An 11,547-nucleotide genomic window follows, 5' to 3' on the forward strand; every position below is an offset into this window, starting at 1 on the left:
TATTAGCTCGCGCTTCGCGAGCAGTGAAAAAATTGTCCACTTGGATTGCCCTATTATAGTGTGTCGATGTGCATGCTGAGCATATAGTGCGTAAGAGTGCCCATAAGCCTCCTCATATACGGGTATATATATGTCAAAACTCCAGTCCTTGAAGTCTATATCCTCCAAGCCAGAATTAGCTAAATTGTTAGGTGTGGATGCTGCATTCTTAACTAGAACCTTATACATTGTGCGGCCTGAAAACCAATATCATCAATTTACCATAGATAAAAAATCTGGCGGTAAAAGAGTGATTAACGCTCCATCTGAAGAATTGAAAAGCCTACAAAGGAAATTGTCCAATTTACTCTTAGATTGCATCGATGAAATTAACAAAATAAAATATCCAACATCCCAGCTAGCCGCACCAAAAGTCAGAGAGAATGGTGATATTGACTACACAGCAAAAGTTTTGAAAATTAAAATTCCCTCTTCAAAATCTAAACAACCTTCTTTATCACATGGCTTTTCAAGAAAGCGCTCCATTATTACCAATGCAATGATGCACATAGGAAAGAAAAACATTCTAAACATTGATATAGAGAACTTTTTTGATAGATTTAATTTCGGTAGGGTTAGAGGCTATTTTATAAAGAATAATGATTTCAAACTGGATCCTCATATTGCAACAGTAATAGCTCAAATAGCTTGCTATGATAATAAACTCCCTCAAGGGAGTCCCTGTTCCCCTGTTATATCAAACCTAATATGTCACAGCTTGGATATTAATTTATCATCTTTAGCAAAAAAATATAAATGCACATACACAAGATATGCCGATGATATAACTTTTTCCACTAGAAAATCTGAATTCCCTAAGAAAATTGCAGAGCAAAATGAGGGTTATTACACTTTAGGTAACGAGTTACTTTATGAAATAAAACGCTCTGGGTTCTCTGTTAATAACGGTAAAACTAGGATTCAGTATAAGAATTCTCGACAAGATGTAACGGGACTTGTCGTTAACAAAAAACCTAATACAAAAAAAGAGTATTGGCGTTTAGCAAGAGCTAAATGCAATGCACTATTCAAAACTGGCACTTTTACTACCATTGAAGATGGTGTATCTGTTATAGGTAATCTAGATGAATTAGAGGGCCAGCTAAATTTCATTGACCACGTAGATCATTATAATCGTTTAAGACAAAAAGCACCATTATCACCAGAATATAGTTTGAAGACTATAGGCAAAAGCACAAATATTTTACTTTCTGGAAGAGAAAAAACATTCAGCCAATTTCTATACTATAGATTATTTTACGGCAACGAGAAACCAACAATTCTATGTGAGGGTAAAACTGATAACATTTATTTAAAGTCAGCTATAAGTGAACTCATGGCACATTATCCATCTTTAGCTATAAAGACTGATGGTAAATACGAATTATTGATACGTTTTGTTGAGTATACCAAGAGAACTAGATTTTTATTGGAGCTTTTTGGTGGCACAGACTATCTAAAAGGATTCATTGAAAACTTCCATAAAAATATGGCTCCGTATAAAAACTTAAAGCCCAAAAACCCTGTGATTATTTTCCTAGATAATGATACCGGACCAAGTAATATAGTCAGTTTATTGCAGGGGAATAAATTTCAAAAAATGATCACATTAATCCCGTCACATTTGGATAAGAAGGATGACATACGAAAATCAGAATTTATACATGTTATGGATAATCTATATGTAATATTTACACCTTTAGGAAATTCTGGTGAGGAAACGGATATAGAGTACTTCTTCGATGACAAAACAAGGCTGATGAAACATTCAAATGGAAAATTCTTTAATACTGTTGAAAAAAGAGATACAAAAAATGACCTTAGCAAGGATGCTTTTGCTACTCACATTGTAAAGGAGAAAAAGAAAAGCATTGATTTCACTGGATTAAAAGTGCTTCTAGACCCTATTGCAAAAGTAATTGAACACTATAAAAACATTAAGTGATAGGGAACGCCAGCGTGCTGGTTTAGCCCCATTCGCAGGTACGGCTATTCCTGTGACATCGCTGAACAAACTGGATATGCGCTGGCCCAGATATATGCCCCCGCTTTGTTTGAGTCGGGATTGAGGCAAAGGATTATTTCCTCCCCCCTCCCAGCGATTGAATAAACGCCAGCGTACGGCGATTAAACTGCTCCGGCTGCTCCACATTGCAGACATGGCCGCACTGTTCGATCACAGCTAATGAGGAGCTGGCATCGCGGGCCACCTGTTCGCGCACTGGCGCCAGAAACATATGATCCTCCTCCCCCATCACATAAAGGGTGGGAATGGGCAGGGAGCGTTCGCGGAAGTAACGCATCAGGGGGTTAACCTCGGTGGCGAGGCGGAACCAGCGCTTGAACTCTTTCTGGCAGAGCTTGCGGGCTTCGCGCACAAAGAGGTTGCGCGACTCCTGATGGTGCTGGCGCGGCATGATGATGAAGGCAAACAGCCGGTAGAGCCACATATAGGGCAGGAAGTGCTGGCCGAGTCGGCCCAGCTGCACCAGTACCCGCGAGCGGATATCGAGCCGCAAAATGGCGCCTCCCAGCACCATGCTTTTCACCCGCTCCGGGCAGAGCTCGGCCAGATGGCGAATAAGGATGGTACCAAGGGAGATGCCGACGAAGTGGGCGCGGCGGATATCGAGATGATCGAGCAGCCGAACGATATCTTCGGTCACTTCCCGAAAGCTGTAGTGGCCCTTGACCACCTGTTGCAGCTGGTGGGACTGGCCGTGGCCGCGCAAGTCCAGCAGCAGCACATTGAAGTGCTCGCGATAGGCGCGCAGCTGCTTGAACCAGATGGAGGAGCTGCCACCGGCGCCGTGGACAAACACCACCCAATCCCGCTCGGGACCCAGTTCGAAAGTCTTGTGATACAACATCCAATAGGCTCCCTTGGTGATGGGGGGTATACTCGGCTGCGCGCATATTAACAGAACAGGCCCGCCGATAGATATGCGCCTGACATGACCCGGATCACCCCTTGCGCGAGAACCCACCATGGATTTGACCCGTTTGCGCCACTTTCTGCTGACCCTGCCGGGCGCCACCGAAGATACCCCGTTTGGCCCGGAGATCCTGGTCTACCGCATCGCGGGCAAGATGTTCGCGCTGGTGGATTGGCAGGCCGAGCCGCTTACCATCAACCTCAAATGCGAGCCCGAGCTGGCGTTGCTGCTGCGCGAGATCCACCCAGAGGTCAAACCGGGCTGGCATATGAACAAGCAACACTGGAACACAGTGACCCTGAACAGCACCTTGCCAGATGATCTGTGGCAAGGCTGGGTGCACCACTCCTATGAGCGGGTTGTCGCGGGTCTGCCCAAAGCCAAACGGCCACAGGCGCCGCGCCCCCTCCCCCCTACTGACGGCCCAACCTTATGACGCCAGCACTTAGTCCAGCACTTAGTCCAGCACTTTGTATTGTCCCCCTTGGCGAGGCACATATCCCCGCTCTCGTGACCCTGTTTGAGCAGGCGGTGCGATGCTGCGGCCCCGAGCACTACAGCGCCGAGCAGGTGGAGCAGTGGGCCCTCGGTTCACAACATCCGGGCTTTGTCAGCCAGCTGCGCGAGCACCACGGCTGGGTAGCGGAGCAGGCAAATGTGCCCCTCGGTTTTGTCACCCTGAGCCCCGATGGCCATCTCAGTCTGCTCTATGTCAGCGCCGACCATCAGCGCCAGGGACTGGGCAATCTGCTGCTCACCACGGCGCTCGCGGGGGCCAGAGGGCTCGGTATGACCCTCATCACCACCGAGGCCAGCGCCTTCAGTTATGAGCTATTTTTACGACATGGCTTTACGTTGACCGGGCTGGAGTGCGTGGAGCGGGGCGGAGTCAGTTTTACTCGCCATCGCCTGCACTGCTGCTTGCCAAGCTAGGGCAAGCCACTAAAATACGCTTAATTTTCGTATTGTTACTGTATTGAGGCAGCAACCATGGTGGTAGAAAGTGAAGGCTATATCTCGCTGATCGAGTATCTGGTGGAGAGTTTGGGATTGTTTGAATCCCAACAGCAGAACGATGGTGAAGAGACCATCGAAGATCTGGTCAGTGGCCGAGTTGCCAGCAACCTGATGGCCATTTGCGAGCAAAACCCCCAGCTCGATCCCAAGGTGCGTTTCGCCATCATGCAGGAGGCCGATGCCGTGGTCGCCGATCTGGAGGAGGTGCTCTCCGCCGTCTGGCTGCGCGCCCCGACCCCGGAACAGAAAACCTTCCTCATCGAGTTTATCGATCTCATCAAGAACCTGTTCGACAGCGCCATCGGCTGATCTGCCGTCCGGCTCTCCCGCCCAACGCAAGATTGCAAAACAGCAGATAAGGAAAAGGGCCGCCTTGGTGGGCAGCCCTGCTTGCTATCATTTTCAACCCGCCAGTGCGTTCATTCATCAGGCGGTTATCAAGGCAAGAAATGTGTCTGGACTTTGCATCCGATCCCTGGACGCTACCTAATTAGTCCCGACTGGTCGCAATAAGTTCCCTCCTCCGACCATTTATTTTCACTTTTATTAAGAAATCGACTACAAACCTGTTCAGCGGTTCAGGCTGGGCGGCAAACAGACTCCAATGCCACCCAATCCGCAGTAGCCATCCGGGTTTTTCTCCAGATATTGCTGATGGTAATCCTCGGCGTAGTAGAAGGGCGCCAGCGGCAGAATGCGGGTGGTAATGGCACGGCTGTCACCGCTTGCCGCCATCGCCTGCTGATAGGCCGCCATGCTCTGCTGGGCAATGATCTGCTGGCTCTCGTCACCATAGAAGATCACCGAGCGATACTGGGTGCCAATGTCCCCACCCTGACGCATCCCCTGCGCCGGATCGTGCTGTTCCCAGAACAGTCTGAGCAGATCGCCGTAGCTGATCACCGCCGGATCAAACACCACCTGCACCGTCTCGGCATGGCCGGTCAGCCCGCTGCACACCTCTTTGTAGGTGGGGTTCTGGGTCACGCCGCCCTGATAACCTGCCGCGGTGGAGTAGACGCCCGGCTGCTGCCAGAACAGGCGCTCCACGCCCCAGAAACAGCCCATGCCAAACCAGGCCACCGCCATCCCTTGTGGCCAGGGGCCCTGGGTCGGGTTGCCATTCACCGCATGCTGCTGACCAATCACCATCGCTTCGCGTCGTCCCGGCAGGGCATCTGCCGGTGAAATAATCTGTTCCATGAATTCTGTCCTTGTATAAAACCCTGTGAAATCACACAGCTGACGAAAAGGAGCATCGAAGATAGCAGTTTATCGCGCCGGATCAACCGGCGGGCCCCTCCCCGCTCGCTCCAACGGCTATCTGCACCGTCCGTCACTCTTTCCCGATCCGCACGGCCAAGCCGCCCCTCGTAGACCAGAAACGGCCAAAATCAATATTTAGTCTTGATTTGTGAATTAATTTTCATATATTGAGCCAATCGCTGTTTTTTTATGGAAGAAATATCAAGTGCGTGAACGCGAACCCAGTCTGGTCAATGCCTTCCGGCAATCCACCCCCTATGTCAATGTGCATCGGGGTGCCACCTTTGTGCTGATGATGGGGGGAGAAGCCATCTGCCACCCCAACTTCGCCAATATCGTCAGCGATATCGCCCTGCTGCAGACACTGGGCATACGCCTGGTGCTGGTGTTTGGTTCACGTCCGCAAAACGATGAGGCGCTGGCCCGCGCCGGTATCGAGGCCCAGTACCACAAGCGGATCCGGGTCACCGATGACGAGAGCTTCACCATCATCAAACAGGTGTGTGGCGGCCTGCAATACGACATCACCGCCCAGCTCTCCATGGGGCTCGCCAACACCCCGATGCAGGGGGCGCGGATCAGCGTGGTGAGCGGCAACTTCGTCACCGCCCAGCCGCTGGGGGTGGATGATGGCATCGACTTTTGCCACAGCGGCCGGGTGCGCCGCATCGACGTGGAGGGGATCACTCGCCAGCTCGACCAGAAGAGTCTGGTGCTCATCTCCCCCATCGGCTGCTCGGTCACCGGCGAGAGCTTTAACCTCAGTTCCGAAGAGGTGGCCCGCCGGGTGGCGGTCGACCTCAAGGCGGACAAACTCATCTGCTTTAGCAGTACCCAGGGGGTAATGGACAGGCGCGGCGAAGCCATCTCCGAGCTCTTCCCCGAGCAGGCCGAAGAGCTGCTGGTGGAGCTGGAGCAGGCGGGCGAAGAGATGTCCGGCACCGCCCGCTATCTGCGCGCGGCCATAGCCTCCTGCCGCGGCGGCGTGCCCCGCTCCCATCTGGTGAGCTATCAGGATGATGGCGCCATGCTGCAGGAGCTGTTCAGTCGCGATGGCCTCGGCACCCAGATAGTGCGGGAAAGTGCCGAGCAGGCCCGCGCCGCCACCATCGAGGATATCGGTGGCATTCTGGATCTCATTCGCCCGCTGGAGGAGGAAGGGATTCTGGTACGTCGCTCCCGCGAACAACTGGAGATGGAGATCGACAAGTTCACCATCATCGAGCGCGATGGCCTCATCATCGGCTGCGCGGCCCTCTACTGCTTCATGGAAGAGGCGATGGCGGAGATGGCCTGCGTCGCCATTCACCCCGACTATCGCAACTCCAACCGGGGGGATCAGCTGGTGGCCAAGGTGGCCGAGCGGGCCAAGCGGCTTGGCATTCGCCGCCTGTTCGTGCTTACCACCCGCTCCATCCACTGGTTCCGGGAGCGGGGTTTCGATCCGCTGGAGGTGGAAGATCTGCCGGTGGCGCGCCAGCGTCTCTACAACTGGCAGCGCCGTTCCAAGGTTTTGTCAAAGACCATTGCCTAAGCCATTGATTCTGTGTTGAGTTAGCCGACAATTTGAACTTTTTCACAAACTCGATTGACAGTGCAATCCAACGCAGGGTATTTCTAAATGCACTCCACCGCCCTGGTGGAGCCAGAAGAGGAGCGCTGCCCAGGCAGCCCAAGGGAGGACGCCAGCGTCCGGTGAACTTGGGTCAGGGGGAGCAGCGCCGAGACGAGTGAGGAGACTGGTAACCTCAACGTCGGCTGCGGGGGCTGAATCCCCCGGGTTGTCATCGGTAGTGATCATCCCCCACCGCGCCCTGTCAGGGGCGGTACGGGATGGGCTCTGCAGGTGGAGTGCTTCTGGCCGGGATAGCTTCGTTCATTCCTGCCATTTTCAGCCTCCTCCTCTCTTTTTTGCCCGATGGAACCGGAATCTTAAAATAAGACAGGAGTAAGCAATGAGCCCGATCAATGTCGCCAAGTTTGGCGGAACCAGTGTCGCCAACTTCCCGGCCATGAATCACTGCGCCGACATCGTGCTGGCCAATCCCGCCACCCGGGTGGTGGTGCTGAGCGCCAGCGCCGGTGTCACCAACCTGCTGGTCACTCTGGCACAAGGGGAGCTGGACGAAGCGGGCCGCGACGAACAGCTGGCCAAACTGACCGGGATCCAGCAGGCCATTCTGGCCGATCTCGGCAACCCCGTTGATGTGAGCGCCCTCATTCATGGCCAGCTGGACGAAATTCGCCTCATGGCCCAGCAAGCCCACCAGCATACCGATGCGGAGCTGGCCGATCGCCTCATCGCCTGCGGCGAGCTGATGTCTACCCGCCTCTTTACCGAGCTGTTGCGCCAGCGCGGCGTCAAGGCCCACTGGCAGGATGTGCGCCAGCTGATGCGCACCGACAGCCGCTTTGGCAAGGCCACCGTCGATCTGGCCACCACCCGAACCCTTTGCCAGCAGACGCTGGGCCCGCAGCTTGGCGACAGCCTCATCATCACCCAGGGCTTTATCGGCGCCGATGGCGATGGCCGCACCACCACGCTCGGTCGCGGCGGCTCTGACTACAGCGCGGCCCTGCTCGCCGAAGCGCTCGATGCCGCTAGTATCGAGATCTGGACCGATGTGCCCGGCATCTACACCACGGATCCGCGCCTCGTCACCCGCGCCCGCCCCATTCCCGAAATCAGCTTTGTCGAGGCGGCCGAGATGGCCACCTTCGGCGCCAAAGTGCTGCACCCCGCCACCCTGCAACCGGCGGTGCGCCAGAATATTCCGGTGTTTGTCGGCTCCGCCAAGGACCCTGCCGCCGGTGGTACCTGGATCCGCGCCAGCACAGATTCAAGCCCGCTGTTTCGCGCCGTCGCCCTGCGCCGCCAGCAGGTGCTGGTGACCCTGCACAGCCTCAACATGTTCCACGCCTACGGCTTTTTGGCCGAAGTGTTCGGCATTCTGGCCCGTCACCGCATCTCGGTCGACCTCATCACTACCTCGGAAGTGAGCGTGTCATTGACGCTGGATCACACCGGCAGCCAGAGCAACGGCGAACCGATCCTGAGCGACAAGGTACTGGCCGAGCTGGGCCAGCTTTGCAAGGTGGAGGTGGAAACCGGTCTGGCATTGGTGGCGCTCATCGGCAACCGGATGAGCGAAGTGAACGGGGTGGGCAGTCAGGTCTTTGACGCCCTGCGCGAGCACAACATCCGGATGATCTGCTACGGCGCCAGCGCCCACAACCTCTGCTTCCTGGTCAAGGAGAGCGAGGCGGGCAATATCGTCAACCGCCTCCATCAGGAGTTGCTGGACTGACCCTCACCGCGAGGCGAACCAGACCATGCAACAGGGCGCCAACACGGCGCCCTGTTCATTTGTACTCCGCAAAGGTATTGGCTCAGGCAAGGCTGGTGGCTGGCAACTGACAGGCGACGGCTTCGCGGCGCAGCTGCTGCAAGCGGGCCAGCAGCCCGGTCTGGCCGAGCTCCGTCTCCTGAGGCGAGAGATTATCCACCAGCAGCGGATAGTGATCCGTCACCGCCTGCATCAGCCAGTCGAGACGACGCAGAGTGAGCGGGCCGCAGCTCTGGCCACTCAGATCATCGGCCACATCAAGCCGATGGCTGCGATACATGTCCCGCCACCAGTTGGCGACCAGCGCCTCGTCGCTCGCCAGCGCGGCGCTCCACTCCCCTTGCAAGGCGTGCAGGCGGGCCAACACTGGCGCGCTTGCCCCTTCGCGGATCAGGTGGTGGATCTCCCGTTTCACCCATTTCAGACAAAGCTCGCGCCAGTAGCGAAATTGCGGCAGAGGATCGGCCTCATCGAGCCAAAGCCCCGAGAGGGTGCGGGTCTCCAACCGCTCCGGTACATGGAACTGCGGGTCGACCAGACCATTGGAGTTGTATTCAAAGCGGGGATCGAAGGTCCACATATAGCCAAAGTCGAACACGCAGATCTGCTCGCCGTCATCGAGCAGGTTGCCCGGGCTCGGGTCCCAGTCAAACCAGCCCCAGCGGGCCAGCTCCCCCTGCACCTCCAGCATCTGGGCCAGATTGCGTTCGTTGAGCTGATGGACCGGCACACCCCGCAACCAGGGAGAGACCAGCACACCGGCCCGCGCCGAGCCAAAGCTGGTGCAGACCACGTGGGAGAGGACAGTAGGATGCAGCTCCCGCAGCGCCTCGATTTCGCGCCGCCGCTCCAGCTCGGTCAGAAAGGCGGTCTTGCCATCGAGGTTGGCCACCAGTGAATCCTGACGGCGCCGCTTGAGGCACCAGTGATGCCCCTCCACCTTGAGGTGAAACACCTCGGCGGTGAGACCGTGGCGATAGACCTTGACCACAGCCGGATGGCTATCCTTCAGCTTGACCAGTTGGGCCAGCGGCAGCGGGCAGTCGCGCTCGCGTCCGATCCGGATCTCTTCCTTGCTCTCCAGCATGCGCAGCAATCTGGCCTGACGTGCCATCACTTTGGGATTCATACATGTACCTCCAGTCGCTATCGAGAGACTAAACAGCAGATCCCTCCCAAGCCAGTGGCAAAACCCCATGATGACGCTTTCATCACATATTCCGAACAACCCCTCGATCGGGATCACAATTTGCAAGGTTGAGCTGTAACCAAATATTCATTAAGTGGTCATTAAATTGACAAGCTGAAACAAGGCCCGCACCATCGGGTCAAACTCTATGCGGATGAACGATCTCTCCCTCACTCGCTCAAAGGATGAGCTTATATGAATCGCCCCTCCTCAGGCCGCCCCCGCGTCCTGAGTCTGCCCTCTCTGCTGCTTGCCCTGCTGGGCGGATTGCTGCTGCTGACCCTGTTGTTGCCGCTGATCAATCCCGGCAGCTGGCTGGGCCGTGCCCAGCCGCTGGTGCTGGGCCCCGCCGACAATCCACTGGCCACCCTCACCCGCCACGCCCTGCTCTATAAAAGCGACAGCCGCGGCCTCTATCTGGTGGTACGGAGCCAGTGGCAGTTGCGAGGGCCATTGCAAGCGGGGGACAAGGTGCGGGTGGAGCTGCTCAACGACAAGGGGGAGCGGATTGACCAGCTCAGTCAAGCGGTGGATAAGCGTCAGGTGTGCCGCAATAACCGCTGCTCGCTGGATCTCAACAGCACCCTGCGCGCCCCGGACGATGCGCTGGCCAGCCGCTATCAGCTGCGCATCGGTCTGCTGCTCAAAGATCGCCCCGAGAGCGGCAATTTCAGCCAGATCCTGCAAACCCTGCCGGAGCAGGGCTTCAACCTCACCTATCTGGTGGTGAGCCTGACGCTGGTGCTGGCCCTGAGCGCCGCCGTGCTCAAAACGGTGCTGCCAAAGCTGCGCCGCAGCCTGCGCTGGCGGATCATCGGCAGCCTGCTGCTCGGCAACCTCACCTTCGTGCTGCTGCACGGCTTCGTGGTGTTCAAGCTGGGGGAGTTTCTGCTCTGGTCAGGTTTTCGGCCGGAGCACTACTATCTCGCCTGGGGCAGCATGGTGCTGGGCTGGAGCCTATGCGCGCTGGCGGGCTTCAACCTCTATATGGGGCTGGTCTTTACCGCGTTGTCAGGCATAGGTCTGCTGGCCAACTTTATGAAGATCGCCATCTACGGCGTGCCGCTCGGGGGGGATGATTTTGGCAACCTGCTGGCGCTGCTGCGGATCCTGCTCGACCAGCACCCCATCCTGCCCATCTTCACCGTGTTGCTGGCACTGTTTCTCTGCTGGCGCTTTGCCCTGTCACGCTGGGTGCTGCGCACAGCCGCTGCCACCGTCGCCTTCTTTGCCCTGTGCGTCTTTGCCACCCAGACCGGCAACAAGCTGCTGGGGGCCAACATTCGTTACGTGGATCGCGCGGTCAACTACCACAGGGACATCATCCGCTCCGGCCCGGGCCTCTATCTGTTCAATCTGGTGGACGAGATGCTGCAAAGTGGCAGCGTGTTTCGCTACCCCTTGCAGATCAACGAGCTGGCCCCGCAGCTGAGCTATCCGCCCCAGAGCATAGCGCCGCGCTGGGATCTGGTGATCGTGCTGCAATATGAGTCGCTCTGGCTCGACTGGAAGGGGCGGATCTGCGCCCCGGCTCCCACCCTATCCCTGCCCGCCAGCGTGCAGCAGTGGCAAAAAACCATCCACTCCCCCACCACCGGCGGCATGACGGTGCTGGCGGAGTTCGAGATGAACACCGGCCTGCCGGTGGGCTTTCTCAAGCAGGGGGTGGTGCCCTACTACTACCTCTCGCAGCAGGTGCCGGGGCTGGCCCAGAGCGCCAGACAGAACGGCTACCAGACCCTGTTCGCCCACC

10 protein-coding genes and 1 riboswitch are annotated in these 11,547 nt (G+C 56.3%); of the genes, 7 read left to right on the forward strand and 3 right to left on the reverse strand.

What is annotated here, in order from left to right; all coding sequences use genetic code 11:
* The first annotated feature begins 130 nt into the window (after window positions 1-130).
* A complete protein-coding gene (locus AB5Y85_RS18190; protein ID WP_100653532.1) occupies window positions 131-1,984 on the forward strand; it encodes a retron Ec67 family RNA-directed DNA polymerase/endonuclease in 1,854 nt (617 codons plus the stop codon).
* 133 nt (window positions 1,985-2,117) lie between these two features.
* On the opposite strand, the gene AB5Y85_RS18195 is transcribed toward AB5Y85_RS18190, so the two are convergent.
* Window positions 2,118-2,909, reverse strand: a complete 792-nt coding sequence (locus tag AB5Y85_RS18195; protein WP_005333728.1) for an alpha/beta fold hydrolase — start codon at window positions 2,907-2,909, stop codon at window positions 2,118-2,120.
* A 118-nt stretch (window positions 2,910-3,027) separates the two neighbouring features.
* On the opposite strand from AB5Y85_RS18195, the gene AB5Y85_RS18200 reads away from it, so the two are divergent.
* From AB5Y85_RS18200 to AB5Y85_RS18210, 3 genes are read left to right on the forward strand one after another with little or no spacing between them, the layout of a single operon-like run.
* Window positions 3,028-3,411 carry an MmcQ/YjbR family DNA-binding protein gene (locus AB5Y85_RS18200; protein ID WP_019446158.1) on the forward strand — a complete coding sequence of 128 codons (384 nt, stop codon included), beginning with the start codon at window positions 3,028-3,030 and terminating at the stop codon, window positions 3,409-3,411.
* Window positions 3,408-3,908 (forward strand): GNAT family N-acetyltransferase, encoded by a 501-nt coding sequence (locus AB5Y85_RS18205; protein ID WP_368221929.1) that lies wholly within the window; start codon window positions 3,408-3,410, stop codon window positions 3,906-3,908. Before AB5Y85_RS18200 ends, AB5Y85_RS18205 begins: the two co-directional genes overlap by 4 nt.
* Window positions 3,909-3,965: 57 nt before the next feature.
* The gene (locus AB5Y85_RS18210; RefSeq protein WP_005333735.1) at window positions 3,966-4,301 is read left to right on the forward strand and encodes a DUF3802 family protein; all 336 of its coding nucleotides are present in this window, start codon (window positions 3,966-3,968) and stop codon (window positions 4,299-4,301) included.
* Between the two features lie 261 nt (window positions 4,302-4,562).
* Here AB5Y85_RS18210 and msrA read toward each other — a convergent pair whose 3' ends face one another.
* A complete protein-coding gene (gene msrA, locus AB5Y85_RS18215; protein ID WP_216948451.1) occupies window positions 4,563-5,195 on the reverse strand; it encodes a peptide-methionine (S)-S-oxide reductase MsrA in 633 nt (210 codons plus the stop codon).
* 268 nt (window positions 5,196-5,463) lie between these two features.
* On the opposite strand from msrA, the gene argA reads away from it, so the two are divergent.
* Together argA and lysC are read left to right on the forward strand one after the other, a co-directional pair.
* Window positions 5,464-6,792 carry an amino-acid N-acetyltransferase gene (argA, locus tag AB5Y85_RS18220; protein WP_005345063.1) on the forward strand — a complete coding sequence of 443 codons (1,329 nt, stop codon included), beginning with the start codon at window positions 5,464-5,466 and terminating at the stop codon, window positions 6,790-6,792.
* Between the two features lie 107 nt (window positions 6,793-6,899).
* Window positions 6,900-7,123, forward strand: a riboswitch (Lysine riboswitch).
* A 90-nt stretch (window positions 7,124-7,213) separates the two neighbouring features.
* Window positions 7,214-8,566, forward strand: a complete 1,353-nt coding sequence (gene lysC, locus AB5Y85_RS18225) for a lysine-sensitive aspartokinase 3 (RefSeq protein WP_088869205.1) — start codon at window positions 7,214-7,216, stop codon at window positions 8,564-8,566.
* Window positions 8,567-8,648: 82 nt separating this feature from the next.
* Here the strand turns inward: lysC and AB5Y85_RS18230 are convergent, their stop codons facing one another.
* Window positions 8,649-9,734 (reverse strand): hypothetical protein, encoded by a 1,086-nt coding sequence (locus AB5Y85_RS18230; RefSeq protein WP_005333743.1) that lies wholly within the window; start codon window positions 9,732-9,734, stop codon window positions 8,649-8,651.
* 255 nt (window positions 9,735-9,989) lie between these two features.
* Between AB5Y85_RS18230 and AB5Y85_RS18235 the strand changes: the two genes are divergently transcribed.
* A partial coding sequence (locus AB5Y85_RS18235; RefSeq protein WP_368221931.1) for an LTA synthase family protein occupies window positions 9,990-11,547 on the forward strand: 1,558 nt, incomplete at its 3' end.

This window comes from Aeromonas sp. R3-1 (assembly GCF_040908345.1).
GTDB classification, from domain to species: Bacteria; Pseudomonadota; Gammaproteobacteria; order Enterobacterales; family Aeromonadaceae; genus Aeromonas; species Aeromonas veronii.